Consider the following 17,102-nt stretch of genomic DNA (forward strand, 5'->3'; position numbering starts at 1 on the left):
GGAAGCAAAGTGCCGAACGAATCACGCAACACATTGATCATTTTTAATCTTTGTTTTTTAGCGTTGATCACTTCCCTGGCGATGCTCTTGGCGATCAAGGGGTATCCAGAGAAGATTTTTTATCTCACCAGCTATGTGGCGGTGATCTACAGTGTGGTGCATATCTCTAAAAACCCGCGCAGCCTGCTGGAAAACAAGGCGTTGCTTTGCCTGCTAGTTTCTCTGCTGCTGTTTGGCGCCAGCAAGTTAATCTGGGCCGAGCTGTTCCACAACACCCATTTCACGGACATCAGGGATAACTACCATACCGTCGGGAAACGCTTTCTGCTGGCCGCCTTTGTGCTGTTTTACTTTTACCAATGCCGCACGTTGCTGAATAAAAACGTATTGAAACTCGGCGTAGTGATTCTGTTTATCGGGCTGTTTGCGGCGCTGTGGCTGGGCTATGCCTCCCGCCCGACCCTTGAAGATTCACGCGTGAAATGGACCACCGATGCGGCGACCACCGGCGCCTATGTGGCCGTGATTATTTCCATGGCCGCCGCCGTGCTGGTGCGCAAATGCTTTCAGGCGTCCAAGGTGTCGGTCGCGCTGTTCCTGGCGATCTTTATCATCAATATGGCCATGGTGCTGATGACCGAAACCCGGGCCGCCATTTTATTCACCCCGGTGTTATATATCGTTTTCTTCCTCACCTATTACCGCCATATCAGTAAGCATATACAGACCATGCTGGCCGCCGTGATGCTCGCCGGCGCCGCCCTGGTGCTTTATGGCGCCTGGGATCGCGTGGCGCAAATCCAAACGGATATCGCGCAGTACCACACGAATAACGACACCTCGATAGGATCGCGTTTCTCGATTTGGAAATCCGGCTGGTACAGCGTCGCTCCGCGCTTTCTGGGGCAAAACCCCGACCTGCGCTATCAGAAAGTGGAAGAATATGTAAACCGCTATGAAAGGGGCAACCCGGAGGCTTCGCGGAATCTGGCCTACCATCTGCATAATGACATGCTCGAAACCCTTTCGCTGCAGGGAATATTCGGCCTGCTGGCGCTACTGTGCTTTTACCTCTCCGGCCTGTGGTTTTCACTGAAAAAAAACGTTATCAGCAACAGAAGCACTTTTTTTGTGATGGCGCCGGTAATGGTATTTGGCATCACCGACGTGGTGCTGATACAAAGCCATACCGCACTGGTGGTGGTAATGACGCTGGCGCTGTCTCTGCCGGCGCTGCGCCAGAAAGCGTAAAACAAACAGGCCCCTGAATTGCCATTCAGGGGCCTGCCACTACCCGCCTAGACGGCTTCAGCCTGCTGCGCTAAAGCAACATTTCCCGCAGCAGCCCATACACCTGATCCACCTCAATCACGCTTAACGGGAAGCGCGGATCGCGCGGCGCCTTGTCTTTATCATCCGGGTTGATATACAGGATCCGGTGCAGCTCAGGATCCTGATACGGCCCGGTATGCCGCGGATTGGCGGTGTAAAACAGGCTGACGGTGCGCGTTTGCAGCGCAACGGCCAAGTGCAACGGCCCGGTATCGCCGGTAATCAGCACATTCAGTTGCTCAATGATCGCCAGCAGTTGCCGCAGCGTGGTTTTGCCAATATAGCTGGTGACCCTTTGTTGCTCTTCGGGCGACAGCGCGGCCAGGAATTGGCGTTCCAGCTCTTTTTCCTTGCCGCTGCCAATCAGCACGATGTGGTATTGCTCACCCAGCGCAAACAGCTTGCGTGCCAGGCCGACAAAATTCTCCCGCGGCCAGCAACGTTGTTCTTCTGAAGCCCCCATCTGGAAGCCGATCAGGGTCTTGTTGGTAATCGCCGGCAGCGCATTAAACCGCACCGGGATACGCATATGGGTATCGCGATTATCGCAGCCAAGCACCTGCAGTAAATCCAGCTTGCGCTGAATCAGGTGGCCTTCATAGCTGCCCTGATGGCAATAAACCCACTGATTCATGTAATCACCGTCACAGTTGTAGTTGTCACGGATGATGTAGTGGCTACCGGAAAGCACCGCGCTCAACACGTCATAAGGAATATAGGAGTGCAGGATCACCGACAGTTCAGGCTTCATTTTGCGCAGGCGGCTAACCAGGCTGAAAATATTCTTAACCTTGTTGTCCCAATAAATAACTTCGTCAAAATAATCGCTGCCCGCCACCAATTGGCGGTTTTTCTCGCTTGATACCAGCGTGAACCTGGCGTTAGGGTAACGCTGTTTCAGCGCATGGATCGCCGGCGTATTAAACATCAGATCGCCAAGCGCAGTGCTGGAATAAATCACGATGCTGCTGAACTCGAGCTTGGCGTTTAAACCGGCAATAGGCTTCATATTGCCAAAGAACCGGGTATATACCTTCAGGAAACGATTGACAGAATCAATCTTGCTTTTCTTCATCTATGCTCAGCTCTTCTTGGTCTGATAATACTCGGCCAGGGTCATGCCGACCGTGCGCGGCTGCAGCCAGGCAAACAGCTGTTCCAAATCGCGGTATAATGCCTCGATATCCTGCGCGTTTTTAAATGTCGGGCTGCCGCCCGGCATAAACTCGGAGGAGTGCAGCATAAATTCAACGTAGTCATTGCCTTCCGCCAGGCAACGTTCGGCCACCCGCTTCATTTTATCCAGATTATTGCCGGTCGGGCGCAGCCAGTGCACCGAAGGCGAACGCCGTTTGCCACGCAGCCGATCGTACCCTTGCTTGAGGGTGTTCATCAGCCCGGAGTGCCGGTACTGGATGCTGACAGGCACCTCCAGCAATGCGGACTGGCCTGGGCGGGCGATGTTTTGCGGATCGATAAAATAAGCGTGCGCCGGGAAGTGGCGGTAATCGGTGCCGCCGTTGCCCTGCGGGTTACCGGGCGAATACTGCCAGTTGACGCGCGGCGTGACCGAGCAGTCTACCCGGTAGCCATATTCCAACAGCAGCTGCGCGTAATATTCGTTAAACGCCCAGCGCCCGGCGCGGTGGCTAAGCATCTTGGTCTGGAACGCATCTTCCAGCAGCTTGGTCATGTGATCGACCTTGGCGCGGATTTGCTCTGCCGGGTATTCAATCAGATACGGTTTATAGCGCCAATCGTCTTCGGTCAACGGCGCCAACGGCGGGCTGTTCCAGGCATGCAGGTGCATGCCCACTTCGCCGGTGCCGCGCGCGATGACATCGCGGGCAAACTCGACATAACCGGCATCCGATGCCATCTCGTAATTGGTGAGATAAACCGGCTTGAACGCATACTTCTCGCACAACGCCTGGAAGCGCGGCAGAAAACGCGTATTTTCAGTTGAAATGCGATCGTGGTTTTGCCACAGGTTATCGCCTTCGGTATCAATCGTGATGAGAAACGCCGGTTTGGTCATAAATATCTAGCCTGATATCAACAGAGTGCATATGTTACGCAGCCCGTTTGTTCAGGGCAAACGACTTTGCTACCAGCATTGGACAACGTGGGCCGGCGTTTGTCACCCCGCGGCGCGCTTTTTTTCACGGCGCAGCAAGAAAACCGGGCAATAGTAGCCACATGCTATCACGTCCTTTAGAATCAACGGTTGGTCATACGGAAAACAGCCCATCATGAATAAAGCGCCAGCCCCAGTTCCAGCAGCATCCATACAACGTATCTTATTGATAAAATTACGCCACCACGGCGATATGCTGTTGACCACGCCGGTGATCAATACCCTGCGGGCCAACTATCCCCAGGCGAAAATCGACGTGCTGTTGTATAAGGAAACGCAGGATATGCTGGCCAGCAACCCGGCACTATCAACGGTATTCGCCATTGATCGCCAATGGAAAAAGCTGGGCGCCAAAGCCCATCTGGGCCACGAATGGCGGCTGATTCGCCAACTGCGGGCGCAGCGTTACGATCTGGTCGTCAACCTGGCTGACCAATGGCGCAGCGCCATCGTCACACGGATGACAGGAGCACGTATCCGCCTTGGGTTTGACTTCCCTAAACGGCGCGGCTTCCTCTGGCGCCACTGCCACACCCAACTGGTGCCGGTCGACGGGCACGGCGCCATGCACACCGTGGAACAAAACCTCTCGCTGCTGCAACCATTGGGGCTGGCCACCACCAGCCAGCAGGTCACCATGAGCTACACGCCGCAAGATTGGCAGGCCAGCGAATTGCTGCTGCGGGAACAGGGGGTCAACGGCGACTATATCGTGGTGCAGCCCACCTCCCGCTGGTTCTTCAAATGTTGGAGCGAAGAAAAAATGGCGGCAACTATCAGCGCGCTGCAGGCCGACGGCCACACGCTGGTGCTCACCGCCGGGCCCGATACCAAAGAGCAAAAGATGGTCGAGCAGATTTTGGCGCACTGCCCGGCCCAGGGCGTAGTTTCCCTGGCCGGCCGTTTGACCCTGCGCCAGCTTGCCGCGCTGATTGACCATGCCCGCCTGTTTATCGGCGTGGATTCCGTGCCGATGCATATGGCCGCCGCGCTGCAAACCCCTTGTATCGCGCTGTTCGGCCCGTCAAAGCTGACCTTTTGGCGCCCCTGGCAGGCGATCGGCCAGGTTATCTGGGCCGGCGATTACGGCCCCCTGCCCGATCCGGATGATATTGATACCGGCACCGAACAGCGTTACCTCGACCTTATTCCTGCAGACGCGGTGATCGCCGCCGCGCGGAGCCAGCTCCTATGAAAGCATGTCGTTTAGCGATAGTGCGCCAAAAATACCGCCCGGACGGCGGTGCCGAACGTTTTGTTTCCCGCGCTCTGGAAGCGCTGGAACAGCAAGACCTTGAACTGAACGTCATCACCCGTGAATGGCAGGGTGATGCCAACCCCAACTGGCATATCCACTTGTGCGACCCGATGAAATTCGGCCGTATCAGCCGGGAACGTGGGTTTGCCGAAGCGGCACGCATGCTATGGCAGACGGAAAAGTTCGATCTGGTGCAAAGCCATGAACGCATTCCAGGCTGCGATATCTACCGCGCAGGCGACGGTGTGCACCGCCGCTGGCTGCTGCAGCGCGCGCGCCTGCTGCCTGAATGGCGGCGCAAATTTCTGTTCTCCAACCGTTTTCACCGCTATGTCATGTGCGCCGAACGCGCCATGTACGCCGCCCCTGAGCTAAAAGCGGTGATCTGCAACGCCGAGATGATCAAACAAGAGATCATCGCCGATTTTGGCGTGCCGGCCGACAAGATCACCGTGATCTACAATGCTATTGATAACCAAAAGTTTCTGCCGGCCAGCGAGGCGTTACGCCACCAGCTGCGCCAGCAGTATCAGATCCCACAGGCGGCGCACTGCCTGATTTTCGTCGGCTCCGGCTTCGAACGCAAAGGCCTGGCGGCGGCAATCCGCGCCATCGCCCCCACCCATAGCTACCTGCTGGTGGTGGGCAAAGACAAGGCCGAAAAACGTTATCGGGCATTGGCGCAATCGCTGGGCTGCGGCGAGCGCGTGCGCTTTATGGGCGTGCAGCAACAAACGCTGCCATTTTATCAGGCGGCGGACGCCTTGCTGCTGCCGACGCTGTACGATCCGTTCCCCAACGTGATTCTGGAAGCCATGTCGTGCGGCTTGCCGGTGATCACCAGCACCACCTGCGGCGGCGCGGAGTTCATCACCCCGGGGCAAAACGGCTTTGTCGCCGACGCGCTGGACGTCAACGCGCTGACCGACGCCATCCACGTCTTGCCCCCGCAGGCGCTGGGCTCAACCATGGGTGAAGCGGCGCGGCTGCGCATTATGTCGGCCACGCCGGCGCACCTGTCGCAACAGCTGATTTCACTTTATAACCGCTTGCTGGACTGATTATGCGTATCCTGATGATTATCGATGGCCTGCCGGGCGGCGGTGCCGAAAAGGTGGTGCTGACCCTGTGCCAGGGCATGCTGAACATGGGCCATAGCATCAGCCTGATCTCCCTGAGCGACGTCTGCAATTACGCGATACCGCAAGGCATCCATTACCAGGTGGTGGCCGATCGCTGCCGCAAACCCTGGCGCAAACTGACCGAACTTTCACGCCGCGCCGCGCAGCTTGACCGCGCCGTGATGGCGCAGGAACAACAGCATGGCGCTTACGACCTGGTGTTTTCCAACCTGCATAAAACCGACCGTATCGTCCGGCGCAGCCGCGTGCTGGCGCCCGATCGGCTGTGGTTCTGCATCCACGGTATTCTTTCCACTTCCTATCTTAGCCACCGCAAGGGGCTGGATCGTTGGTTGAAACAGCGCAAGATTGCCCGGGTTTACCAACGGCAGAATATCGTGACTGTTTCCCAGGCGGTGGAGGATGATCTGCGGCAAAACCTGGCGATTCAGCCCAAGCAGTTGGCGGTAATCAACAACCCGTTTGATATTGCCGAGATTGAACGGCTGGCAGCCGCCCCTTGCGATCTGGCCGGGAAAGACTATCTGGTGCACGTTGGGCGTTTCCACCCGCAAAAGCGCCATGATCGCCTGCTGAAAGCCTATGCGCTGTCGGGCATCCAGGCGCCGCTAGTGTTGATCGGCACCGGAAGCGACAGCCGGATCGCGGAGGCCCGGCAGTTGGCCGAACAGTTGGGCATTGCCGAACGCGTGCTGTTCCTTGGCTTCCAGGCTAACCCCTTCCCGTACATCAAACAGGCGGCGTTGCTGGTGCTTAGCTCCGATAGCGAAGGGTTTGGTAACGTGCTGGTGGAAGCGCTGCTGTGCGGCACACCGGTGGTCAGCACCCGCTGCCCGGGCGGGCCGGCCGAAATCCTGGAAAAAGCCGGCATGGGATTGGCGCTGGCCGAACTGAATGAACAGTCGCTCGGGGAGAAAATGGCGGCCATCTACCGCGACCCGCCGCCGATTAATCGGCCACACTTAATGAGCTATGGCCTGGACGCTATATGCCGCCAATACCTTGCGCTGAAAGATTGCTAACCGGCGGCACGATGCCCCACCGGGGCATCGGCTAATGCAACTGCTGCATTTTCTGCCAGACGTCTTCCACCAAAACATCAATGCAATCGCCAGAAGGCGTCTGCAAGATGTGGTACTCCCCCGACCACGGGTGCCAGGCGGCCTGGTCGGTATCACCGAACAGCACCACCTGCGTTTTATTCAACGCCGAAGCCAGGTGCATTTGCCCGCCGTCGCTGCATAACACCACTTCGCACCGGTCAAAACCCGCCAACAGCTCACGCACGGATGCCGTGGGGTACAGAGCAACCGGCGCCCCCTGGCACTGCGCCAGCAATTGCTCGGCGCGTTTTTGATCGCCGATATCATCGGGGGCCAGCGTGCCCTGCGGCGACCAGAAAATCAGCGCCGAAACGCCGTTTTCCGCCAGGCGGCGAATGATTTCAGCATAGCGCTCGACCGGCCAACGCCGCTTGGGGCTGCGGCTGCTGATGTGCACGGCAAAAATCCGCTGCGCGCCGGGCAACAGTGCCTGCACCCTTTGCGCCGCCTGCCGGAGCTCTTCATCCGTTAAATAAACCCGCACATCGGGTATCGGCGGAGGGTTATCAGTTAGCGCCGAAAGATAGCTGAAGGTTCGCTCGACCTGATGCTGGCCGTGAAAATCAGCCGCGGTGAATGGGCGATCGATGTCGCCATTACCCAGATCGGCGCCGATAATATGTTTGGCCCCCGCCATTTTGGCGAGCCGCAGGCTGTATTTACACGGCACCGGGTTTGCCAGGATCGCCGCATCAAAGGTTATTTTCCGCAGCCGCAGAAAAATCATCAGCCGCTGCCAATACACCCCGAGCGAGGTTTCATTTTTGGCTTTATGTTTGGCTTTTTTATAGATAAAGACCTGTTCAAGATGCGGGTTGTTTTTCACCACGTCCTGGCTGACTTTATTGATCAACAGATAAAGCTTGGCCTCTGGATAGGCTATTTTTAGCCCTTCGATTAACGGTGTCGTACAAACAAGATCGCCAATATTATCGCGGCGAATAATTAAAATATTCTTCATGCCAAACCTTTAGGCGAAACCCCCGCCTGTTGCCTGAAACTGACACCCGGACTACCAAAGTAGCGCCCTTTCCCATACAGATATGATACTATTCTGAATAACCCATATAAATGAAATTGATAGAATGTTACTGCGTTTATATCAGGTATTACTCTACCTTATCCAACCCCTGATCTGGCTACGTTTATTATTGCGCAGCCGTAAAGCGCCAGCCTATCGCAAGCGCTGGGCCGAACGCTACGGCTTCTGCGCCGGGAAAGTCGCGCCTGGCGGTATCATGCTGCATTCTGTTTCCGTTGGTGAAACCCTCGCCGCGATCCCATTAGTGCGCGCGCTGCGCCACCGCTACCCCCATTTGCCGATTACTGTGACCACGATGACCCCGACAGGTTCAGAACGGGTACAGTCGGCCTTTGGCAAAGATGTTCACCACGTTTATCTGCCCTATGATCTGCCCGGCTCAATGCGCCGCTTTCTCGATCAGGTGAACCCGAAGTTGGTCATCATCATGGAAACCGAGCTGTGGCCGAACCTGATTAATGCACTGCATCAGCGCCAAATCCCCCTGGTGATCGCCAATGCGCGGCTTTCTGCGCGCTCCGCCGCCGGCTACCAGAAAATCGGCGGCTTCATGCGTGATATGCTGCGCCGTATCACCCTGATTGCCGCACAGAATCAGGAGGATGGCGATCGCTTTCTGGCATTGGGCCTGAAACGCTCGCAGCTGGCGATAACCGGCAGCCTAAAGTTTGATATCTCGGTAACCCCGGAGCTGGCGGCCCGTGCGCTGACGCTGCGCCGCCAATGGGCGCCGCACCGGCCGGTTTGGATCGCCACCAGCACGCATGAAGGCGAAGAGGCCATCCTGCTGGAAGCACATGGCAAACTGCTGGAAAAACATCCGGATTTGCTGCTGATCCTAGTGCCGCGCCACCCGGAGCGCTTCCAAACCGCCAAAGAGCTGGCGCAGAAAGCCGGCTTTAGCTACATCACCCGCAGCAGCGGCGATGTGCCGACCGGCAGCACGCAAGTGGTGATCGGCGATACCATGGGCGAACTGATGTTGCTGTACGGCATTGCCGATCTGGCCTTCGTTGGCGGCAGCCTGGTGGAACGCGGCGGGCATAACCCGTTGGAAGCCGCCGCCCACGCCATCCCGGTGTTGATGGGGCCGCATACCTTTAACTTCAAGGATATCTGCAGCAAGCTGGCTGAAGCCGAAGGGTTAATCACCGTCAACGACGCCGACGCCCTGGTCAGGGAAATCGGCACCCTGCTGACCGATGAAGACTACCGCCGCTATTATGGCCGGCATGCGGTGGAAGTGCTGTATCAGAACCAGGGGGCGTTGCAGCGCCTGCTGCAATTGCTGGAGCCCCACCTGCCGCCACGGAGCCAATAAATGCGCCAGCGTAAAACCCTGTCGGTGGTGATGATCGCCAAAAACGAAGCCGGCCTGCTCGCCGAGTGCCTGGCTTCAGTCGCCTGGGCCGATGAGATCATCGTGCTGGACTCCGGCAGCACGGACGGCACGGCCGCCCTCGCGGCTGACCTGGGCGCCCAGGTCTTCACCCATACCGACTGGCAGGGCTTCGGCAAACAGCGCCAACGGGCGCAAAGCCACGCCAACTGCGATTACGTGTTAATGATCGACGCCGACGAACGGGTGACGCCGGAGCTGCGCCAGGCCATCGAGCAGGTGCTCACGGCGCCCGACGACAACGCCGTTTACAGCCTTGGCCGCCGCAACCTGTTCCTGGGCCGCTTCATGCGCCACAGCGGTTGGTACCCGGACCGCGTCAACCGCTTATACGCCAGGCAGCGCTACCGCTATAACGATGATCTGGTGCATGAGTCATTGAATACCAACGGCGCGAAAGCGATCGCGCTGCATGGCGATCTGCTGCACCTGACCTGCCGGGATTTTTTCGCTTTCCAGCGTAAACAATTGCACTATGCTCAGGAGTGGGCCACTCAGCGCCATCAGGCCGGTAAGCGCTGCGGATATCTTTCCATCCTGACCCACACGCTGGGCGCCTTCTGCAAAACCTGGCTGCTGCGCGCAGGGTTCCTGGACGGCAAACAGGGGCTATTGCTGGCCGTCGTCAACGCGCAGTATACGTTTAACAAGTACGCCGCGCTGTGGGCCATGAACCGCCATTATTCAGAGAAATAAACCATGACCAGAAAAGCCATCTATCCCGGAACGTTCGATCCCATGACCAACGGCCACCTGGATTTGGTGACGCGTGCGTCATTGATGTTCGATCACGTCGTGCTGGCCATTGCCGCCAGCCCGGGGAAAAAGCCGTTATTTTCGCTGGATGAACGTGTGGCGATGGCGGCCGCCGTCACCTCGCACCTGAAAAATGTGGAAGTGGTGGGGTTCAGTGAGCTGATGGCCCATTTTGCCGCCCATCAGAACGCCAATATCTTGGTGCGCGGCCTGCGCGCGGTATCCGACTTTGAGTATGAGTTGCAGTTAGCGAACATGAACCGCCACCTGATGCCGACGCTGGAAAGCGTCTTTATGATGCCTTCCGAGGAGTGGTCGTTTATCTCTTCTTCACTGGTGAAGGAAGTGGCGCGCCACGGCGGCGACATCGCCCCGTTCCTGCCGGATGCCGTCACCCAGGCGCTACTGAAGAAACTCGCCGAGCAGTAATTAACGCTGGCAGCGGCGGCAAAAAAAGGTGCTGCGCTGCCCGTGTTTCGCCGCCTCTATCGGCGCGCCGCACGCCCGGCATGGCTCCCCTGCCCGGCCATACACCTGCAGTTCCTGCGCAAAATAGCCGGGCTTGCCGTCCGACTGCAGGAAATCGCGCAGCGTAGTGCCCCCTTGTTCAATCGAACGCAACAGCACCGCTTTGATGGTCGCCACCAGCAGATCCGCTTCAGCCTGGCTCAGCGAGGCCGCCGGCCGATCGGGCATGATCCCGGCGCTGAACAGGGATTCACTGGCATAAATATTCCCCACACCCACCACCAGCTTATTATCCATTAGCCAGGGTTTGATTAACGTGCGTTTATTACGCGATTTATCAAACAGATAACGACCATTGAAGACTTCACTCAGCGGTTCCGGCCCAAGGTGAGCCAACACGTTGCTGGCGGCAAGATCCTCACACCACAGCCAGGCGCCGAAACGGCGCGGATCCGTATAGCGCAAGATCATACCGTTGCTCATCACCAGATCGACATGATCGTGCTTGCCAGCTTCGGTTTCCTCCGCCAGCATCCGCAGGCTGCCCGACATGCCCAGGTGCACGATAATCCAGCCCGTATCCAGCTCGATCAGCAGATATTTGGCGCGGCGCTGCACGCTGCGCACCGGGCGATCGCTCAGCGCCTGGATCTGCGACGACACCGGCCAGCGCAAACGGGCATTGCGCACCACGGCGTATTGAATACTGTGGCCGACAAGATAAGGTTCGATGCCACGGCGGCTGGTTTCAACTTCTGGTAATTCAGGCATGCTGCGCTCCCCGTCATCTTATAGCCAATGGGCTCACGCCGGCCCGCATCGGGAACCCATTGGCTATAATACAAAAAACCCGGCCGAAGCCGGGTTTTACTTAATCCACTAAAATTACTTGATTTTAGCTTCTTTGTAGATCACGTGTTGACGGACAACTGGATCGAATTTCTTCAGTTCCAGTTTTTCCGGCTTAGTACGCTTGTTCTTCGTAGTGGTATAGAAGTGACCAGTACCAGCAGAAGAAACCAGCTTGATCTTCTCGCGAACACCTTTAGCCATGATTCAGTTCCTTAATACTTCTCACCACGGGCACGCAGATCGGCCAGGACCGCTTCGATACCCTTCTTATCAATAACACGCATACCTTTAGCAGATACGCGCAGAGTTACAAAGCGCTTCTCGCCCTCAACCCAAAAACGGTGAGAGTGCAGGTTAGGCAGAAAACGGCGTTTGGTCGCGTTCAGTGCGTGGGAACGGTTGTTACCGCTCACCGGGCGCTTGCCAGTAACTTGGCAGACTCGGGACATGTCTATTCTCCAAAAATCAAATCAGCTCGAGCTTCGTATAGGGTATGGCCGCCTCGTCAGGCTTTAGAGCCCATCTCAGCAAACTTCCTACTGAGGAGACTCTCGTCATCAGGTCAGAAACCGCACACCAGGTTAGAAACCTGCTGAGATAGGCTCTTAACGCCAAACCCAAGATTCTCAAAGGTGGCGTAGTATACGCTCTGAAGCGTAAGTGCTCAAGTCCCGAACAGCTAAAGATCCCTCAAGGATCGCGAAAAAGTTGCTTAAAGCCATCCGCGCTCGGCAAAAGAAGCGCATTCCCCCCGGCCGATAACCAAATGATCGAGCACGCGGATCTCCAATAACCTGCATGCATTCACTACTTGCTCGGTAATCAGACGATCGGCACGACTGGGCTCAGCCTTACCCGAGGGGTGATTATGCGCCAGAATGATGGCGGCTGCATTAGCCTTCAGCGCAGCACGCACAATTTCTCTCGGGTGTACGACGACGCTGCTGATAGTACCAACAAACATCTCCTGGTGGCGAATAACCCGGTGCTGATTGTCCAAAAACAGCACAAGAAAAACCTCCCGTTCGTGGTGAGCCAGCAAGCTATGCAGATAGTGCTGGGTCACTTTTGGGTTCAGCATGGCATTTTCCTGCGCCAGATGGCCGGAGAAAAATCGGAACGCCAGCTCCGAAACCGCCTGCAACTGGGCATAGGTGGCGGCGCCCAGCCCTTTATGGCTGCTGAACTGCGCAAAGTCGGCGGCCAAAAGGCCATGCAACGAACCAAACTGCGCCAGCAGTTGCTCTGCCAAACGGATAACATGCAGGCCCGGCAAGCCGGTGCGTAAAAAAATGGCCAGCAGTTCGGCATCCGAAAGCGCCGCAGCGCCATCGCGTAATAATTTTTCCCGTGGCGCCAGATTCCCTGGCCACGGCGAGATTTCCTGGCTGTTCATCGTCCCTCCCTGAATATGCTGGAGCATGCCACACCGGCCGTGATGGCACGACAGGTGATTGATAACATTGCGGAGTTGTTCGCAATCTGCTGCGGGGCACGGACGAAGCGCTCACCTGGCTGGCGGTTATGCTAAAATGCCGCATCTTTCAGCTTTCAATCGGACAATGATGATGACGGGACTTTCCGGCAAACATATTGTGCTTGGCATCAGCGGCGGTATCGCCGCCTACAAATGCCCGGAGCTGGTGCGCCGCCTGCGCGACAGGGGCGCCGACGTGCGGGTGGTCATGACCAGTGCGGCAAAAGCCTTTATCACACCGTTGACGCTACAGGCCGTTTCCGGGTTCCCGGTGGCGGACGATCTGCTCGATCCCGCGGCGGAAGCCGCAATGGGCCACATTGAGCTTGGGAAATGGGCGGATCTGGTTATTCTGGCTCCGGCCACGGCCGATCTGCTGGCGCGGGCCGCCGCCGGCATGGCTAACGATCTGCTCACCACCGTTTGCCTGGCGACCGATGCGCCCATCGCCGCAGCCCCGGCTATGAACCAACAGATGTACCGCGCAGCGGCAACCCAGGCGAACCTGGCAACCCTGCAGGCGCGCGGCATGATGCTGTGGGGCCCGGACAGCGGCAGCCAGGCCTGCGGCGATGTCGGCCCCGGCCGCATGCTGGATCCGCTGGCTATCGTCGAGCTGGCGCACAATTACTTTGCTGCGCCACAAGATTTGCAACATCTTAAGGTGATGATTACCGCCGGCCCGACGCGCGAAGCGCTGGATCCCGTGCGTTTCATCAGCAACCACAGCTCAGGCAAAATGGGGTTTGCCATTGCGCGCGCCGCCGCCGCGCGCGGTGCGCAGGTGACGCTGATCGCCGGGCCGGTCAATCAGCCGACGCCGCCGAAGGTAACCCGCGTCGACGTCACCAGTGCGCTGGAAATGCAGCAGGCGGTGCAGGCGCAGGCCGCGGCCCAAGATATTTTTATCTCCTGTGCCGCCGTGGCGGATTACCGCGCTGAACAGATTGCCGACGAAAAAATAAAAAAACAGGGTGATGAAATCACCCTGAGAATGGTAAAAAACCCCGACATTGTCGCCGGCGTCGCCGCGATGGTGAAAAATCGTCCGTTTGTCGTCGGGTTTGCCGCCGAAACCCAGAATGTGGAAGAATACGCGCGGCAAAAACTGGCGCGTAAAAAACTGGATTTAATTTGCGCCAATGATGTAACGCTTGCAGGGCACGGTTTCAACAGCGATACCAACGCACTGCACCTTTTTTGGCATGATGGGGACAAACGCCTGGCGCTCAGCGATAAGGCGCTCCTTGGCCAACGTTTAATAGACGAGATAGTCAGCCGCTATGATGAAAAAAATCGACGTTAAGATTCTCGACCCGCGTATCGGTCAGGATTTCCCTTTACCGACTTACGCCACACCAGGTTCAGCCGGTCTTGATCTTCGCGCCTGTCTGGACAACGCCGTTGAGCTGGCCCCTGGCGCCACGACGCTGCTGCCTACCGGCCTGGCAATCCACATCGCCGACGCTAGCTTGGCGGCGGTGATCTTGCCGCGCTCCGGCCTTGGCCACAAACACGGCGTGGTGTTGGGCAACCTGGTCGGCCTGATCGATTCCGACTACCAGGGCCAACTGATGGTTTCCGTCTGGAACCGTGGGCAGACGGCCTTTACCATCCAGCCGGGTGAGCGCATCGCACAGATGGTCTTCGTGCCCGTGGTGCAGGCCGAATTCAACCTGGTTGAGGAATTTGGCGACAGTGAACGTGGCGAAGGCGGCTTCGGCCACTCTGGCCGCCTCTGACACGCCCAGCAGTGAAAAGGCAGGGAATGCTGCAAATCCCTATCCCCAGGGCGCAGGGCTGTGCCCCACGGTAGGGTTTATCCGGTAATAAAAACACCGCACGCCAGATAGCGCGGAAAAACAGGCCAACAGGCCGCAGCCCCTACACCGTCAAAAGCAATTATATAAGCTGCTCAGGGTTCCCCTGCAGCGGCCGGTGCCTGGGTTTGGAAGTCTAAGCTGTTTTAGCAAGGGTCTAATCTGACATGGCAGAAAAAGAAAATACCAAAAGGAATCGGCGCGAGGAGATATTGCAGGCACTGGCCCAGATGCTGGAATCCAGCGATGGCAGCCAGCGTATTACCACAGCCAAACTCGCGGCAAACGTCGGTGTCTCTGAAGCCGCACTTTATCGGCATTTTCCCAGCAAGACACGTATGTTTGACAGCCTGATCGAGTTTATTGAAGACAGCCTGATCACGCGCATCAACCTGATCCTGCAGGATGAGAAAGAGACGTTGAACCGCCTGCGCCTGATTCTGTTGCTGATTCTGGGCTTCGCTGAACGCAACCCCGGCCTGACCCGCATTATGACGGGCCACGCGCTGATGTTCGAACAGGATCGCTTGCAGGGCCGCATCAACCAGCTGTTTGAGCGGATAGAAGCCCAGCTTCGCCAGGTATTAAAGGAACGCAAGCTGCGGGAAGGAAAAGGCTTTATCACCGATGAGACGCTGCTGGCAAGCCAACTGCTGGCTTTCTGTGAGGGCATGCTTTCGCGCTATGTGCGCTCGGAGTTCCGCTACCGCCCGACGCAAGATTTCGACGGCCGCTGGGCGCTGCTGGCAACGCAGTTGCAATAATATTACGCCGGGCCAAGCCCGGCGTAATGGTTTTACACGCCGTACTGTTGGCGATAGGCACGCACCGCCGCCAGGCGATCCGCCATCTGCGGCTTCTCTTCCAGGTAAGTAATCAGATCTTCCAGCGTGACGATGGAAATCACTTTGCAGTGATAATCACGTTCCACTTCCTGAATCGCGGAAATCTCGCCCAGGCCACGTTCCTGGCGATCGAGCGATATCAGCACCCCGGCCAGGCTGGCGCCGCTGGCATTGATGATCTCCATCGATTCACGGATAGCGGTGCCGGCGGTGATCACATCGTCCACCAGCATTACCCGGCCCTGCAGCGGGCTGCCCACTAGGTTACCGCCTTCGCCATGGGTTTTGGCCTCTTTGCGGTTGAAGCAGTAAGGCACGTCGCGCTCGTGGTGCTCCGCCAATGCCACCGCGGTGGTGGTGGCGATCGGGATGCCCTTATACGCCGGGCCGAACAGCAGATCGAAATCAATGCCGGAATCCACCAGCGCCTCAGCATAGAAACGCCCTAACAACGCAAGATCGCGCCCGGTATTAAACAGGCCGGCGTTAAAGAAATACGGGCTGGTGCGGCCGGATTTCAGCGTGAATTCACCGAACTTCAAAACCTGTTTGTTAAGCGCGAACTCGATAAACTGGCGCTGGTAGGCTTTCATTACTGCATCTCCTCGTCTGATTATTACGCGTACGCTGCCCGAAGGCCGGGCACAAAAAAGGCGACTTCTCAGCCGCCTTAAAAATTACTCTGCCAACGCGGCTTTCTGCGCCTGGAAAATGGTTTCGATACCGCCCCGGGCCAGTGCCAATAAGGCTAACAGCTCTTCATGGCTGAACGGTTCGCCTTCTGCTGTGCCCTGCACTTCAATCATCCGGCCATCTTCCATCATCACCACGTTCATATCGGTTTCTGCCGCGGAGTCTTCCACGTATTCCAGATCGCAAACCGCTTCGCCGCCGACGATGCCGACGGAAACCGCCGCCACTAGCCCTTTCATCGGGTTCGCTTTCAGCTTGCCGTTGGCAACCAGGGTATTGAGCGCATCCGCCAGTGCCACGCAGGCCCCGGAAATGGACGCGGTGCGGGTGCCGCCGTCTGCCTGCAAAACGTCGCAATCAAGGGTGATGGTGTATTCACCCAGTTTTTTCAGATCCACCGCGGCGCGCAGTGAACGGGCGATCAGGCGCTGGATTTCCAGCGTGCGGCCGCCCTGCTTGCCCCTGGCCGCTTCGCGGGCGTTACGGCTATGGGTGGAACGCGGCAGCATGCCGTATTCCGCGGTGATCCAACCCTGGCCCTGGCCTTTCAGGAAACGGGGAACGCCCTCTTCCACGGTGGCGGTGCACAAGACTTTGGTATCGCCAAACTCAACCAGCACTGAACCTTCAGCGTGTTTCGTATAGTGACGGGTTAATGTCAGGGGGCGAACTTGTTGTGCTGCTCTGCCTGCTGGGCGCATGGGTTTCTCCGGCTTCTCATTCATCTATGATTGGCTGCGCATTATACGAGCTTCACGACGTTATGCCTATCCTGCCC

Annotated in this window: 19 protein-coding genes; 10 read left to right on the top strand and 9 right to left on the bottom strand. The window is 57.4% G+C overall.

What is annotated here, in order from left to right; genetic code table 11:
• The first annotated feature begins 9 nt into the window (after positions 1-9).
• Positions 10-1,251, top strand: coding sequence for an O-antigen ligase family protein (locus tag AC559G_RS10665; RefSeq protein ID WP_498912536.1), 1,242 nt, complete (start codon positions 10-12; stop codon positions 1,249-1,251).
• A 70-nt stretch (positions 1,252-1,321) separates the two neighbouring features.
• Here AC559G_RS10665 and AC559G_RS10670 read toward each other — a convergent pair whose 3' ends face one another.
• Both AC559G_RS10670 and AC559G_RS10675 read right to left on the bottom strand, forming a co-directional pair.
• Positions 1,322-2,407, bottom strand: coding sequence for a glycosyltransferase family 9 protein (locus AC559G_RS10670; RefSeq protein ID WP_498912537.1), 1,086 nt, complete (start codon positions 2,405-2,407; stop codon positions 1,322-1,324).
• A gap of 6 nt (positions 2,408-2,413) precedes the next feature.
• Positions 2,414-3,370 (bottom strand): polysaccharide deacetylase family protein, encoded by a 957-nt coding sequence (locus tag AC559G_RS10675; protein ID WP_498912538.1) that lies wholly within the window; start codon positions 3,368-3,370, stop codon positions 2,414-2,416.
• Between the two features lie 211 nt (positions 3,371-3,581).
• Here AC559G_RS10675 and rfaQ point away from each other — a divergent pair, with 211 nt between their 5' ends.
• The 3 genes from rfaQ to AC559G_RS10690 are packed head-to-tail and all read left to right on the top strand — an operon-like array spanning position 3,582 to position 6,891.
• Positions 3,582-4,664, top strand: a complete 1,083-nt coding sequence (rfaQ, locus tag AC559G_RS10680) for a putative lipopolysaccharide heptosyltransferase III (protein WP_498912585.1) — start codon at positions 3,582-3,584, stop codon at positions 4,662-4,664.
• The gene (locus tag AC559G_RS10685) at positions 4,661-5,788 is read left to right on the top strand and encodes a glycosyltransferase family 4 protein (RefSeq protein ID WP_498912539.1); all 1,128 of its coding nucleotides are present in this window, start codon (positions 4,661-4,663) and stop codon (positions 5,786-5,788) included. Before rfaQ ends, AC559G_RS10685 begins: the two co-directional genes overlap by 4 nt.
• Positions 5,789-5,790: 2 nt before the next feature.
• The gene (locus AC559G_RS10690) at positions 5,791-6,891 is read left to right on the top strand and encodes a glycosyltransferase (protein WP_498912540.1); all 1,101 of its coding nucleotides are present in this window, start codon (positions 5,791-5,793) and stop codon (positions 6,889-6,891) included.
• Positions 6,892-6,922: 31 nt separating this feature from the next.
• Here AC559G_RS10690 and AC559G_RS10695 read toward each other — a convergent pair whose 3' ends face one another.
• The gene (locus tag AC559G_RS10695) at positions 6,923-7,933 is read right to left on the bottom strand and encodes a glycosyltransferase family 9 protein (protein WP_498912541.1); all 1,011 of its coding nucleotides are present in this window, start codon (positions 7,931-7,933) and stop codon (positions 6,923-6,925) included.
• Positions 7,934-8,057: 124 nt separating this feature from the next.
• Between AC559G_RS10695 and waaA the strand changes: the two genes are divergently transcribed.
• The 3 genes from waaA to coaD are packed head-to-tail and all read left to right on the top strand — an operon-like array spanning position 8,058 to position 10,598.
• Positions 8,058-9,335 (top strand): 3-deoxy-D-manno-octulosonic acid transferase, encoded by a 1,278-nt coding sequence (gene waaA, locus AC559G_RS10700; RefSeq protein WP_498912542.1) that lies wholly within the window; start codon positions 8,058-8,060, stop codon positions 9,333-9,335.
• The gene (locus AC559G_RS10705) at positions 9,336-10,109 is read left to right on the top strand and encodes a glycosyltransferase family 2 protein (RefSeq protein WP_498912543.1); all 774 of its coding nucleotides are present in this window, start codon (positions 9,336-9,338) and stop codon (positions 10,107-10,109) included. It abuts the gene before it with no gap.
• 3 nt (positions 10,110-10,112) lie between these two features.
• The gene (gene coaD / locus AC559G_RS10710) at positions 10,113-10,598 is read left to right on the top strand and encodes a pantetheine-phosphate adenylyltransferase (protein ID WP_438596879.1); all 486 of its coding nucleotides are present in this window, start codon (positions 10,113-10,115) and stop codon (positions 10,596-10,598) included.
• Here the strand turns inward: coaD and mutM are convergent, their stop codons facing one another.
• From mutM to radC, 4 genes are all read right to left on the bottom strand, one after another.
• On the bottom strand, positions 10,599-11,408 hold the full coding sequence (gene mutM / locus AC559G_RS10715) for an Fpg/Nei family DNA glycosylase (protein WP_498912544.1): 810 nt from the start codon (positions 11,406-11,408) through the stop codon (positions 10,599-10,601).
• Between the two features lie 114 nt (positions 11,409-11,522).
• Complete coding sequence (rpmG, locus tag AC559G_RS10720; protein WP_004392084.1) at positions 11,523-11,690, bottom strand: 50S ribosomal protein L33; 168 nt, start codon at positions 11,688-11,690, stop codon at positions 11,523-11,525.
• 11 nt (positions 11,691-11,701) lie between these two features.
• The gene (gene rpmB / locus AC559G_RS10725; RefSeq protein WP_095846592.1) at positions 11,702-11,938 is read right to left on the bottom strand and encodes a 50S ribosomal protein L28; all 237 of its coding nucleotides are present in this window, start codon (positions 11,936-11,938) and stop codon (positions 11,702-11,704) included.
• 263 nt (positions 11,939-12,201) lie between these two features.
• Positions 12,202-12,885, bottom strand: coding sequence for a JAB domain-containing protein (gene radC / locus AC559G_RS10730; protein WP_498912545.1), 684 nt, complete (start codon positions 12,883-12,885; stop codon positions 12,202-12,204).
• 169 nt (positions 12,886-13,054) lie between these two features.
• Between radC and coaBC the strand changes: the two genes are divergently transcribed.
• From coaBC to slmA, 3 genes are all read left to right on the top strand, one after another.
• Positions 13,055-14,272 carry a bifunctional phosphopantothenoylcysteine decarboxylase/phosphopantothenate--cysteine ligase CoaBC gene (gene coaBC, locus AC559G_RS10735; RefSeq protein ID WP_498912586.1) on the top strand — a complete coding sequence of 406 codons (1,218 nt, stop codon included), beginning with the start codon at positions 13,055-13,057 and terminating at the stop codon, positions 14,270-14,272.
• A complete protein-coding gene (gene dut / locus AC559G_RS10740; protein ID WP_095846589.1) occupies positions 14,250-14,708 on the top strand; it encodes a dUTP diphosphatase in 459 nt (152 codons plus the stop codon). The genes coaBC and dut overlap by 23 nt, the downstream gene beginning before the upstream one ends.
• Before the next feature lie 245 nt (positions 14,709-14,953).
• Entirely contained in the window at positions 14,954-15,550 is a 597-nt protein-coding gene (slmA, locus tag AC559G_RS10745) for a nucleoid occlusion factor SlmA (RefSeq protein ID WP_438596876.1), read from the top strand.
• A gap of 32 nt (positions 15,551-15,582) precedes the next feature.
• Here slmA and pyrE read toward each other — a convergent pair whose 3' ends face one another.
• Positions 15,583-16,224, bottom strand: a complete 642-nt coding sequence (pyrE, locus tag AC559G_RS10750) for an orotate phosphoribosyltransferase (protein ID WP_095846587.1) — start codon at positions 16,222-16,224, stop codon at positions 15,583-15,585.
• Between the two features lie 84 nt (positions 16,225-16,308).
• A complete protein-coding gene (gene rph, locus AC559G_RS10755; protein WP_095846586.1) occupies positions 16,309-17,025 on the bottom strand; it encodes a ribonuclease PH in 717 nt (238 codons plus the stop codon).
• Between the last annotated feature and the right edge of the window lie 77 nt (positions 17,026-17,102).

Source organism: Gibbsiella greigii, from assembly GCF_039540155.1.
Classification (GTDB): domain Bacteria; phylum Pseudomonadota; class Gammaproteobacteria; order Enterobacterales; family Enterobacteriaceae; genus Gibbsiella; species Gibbsiella quercinecans.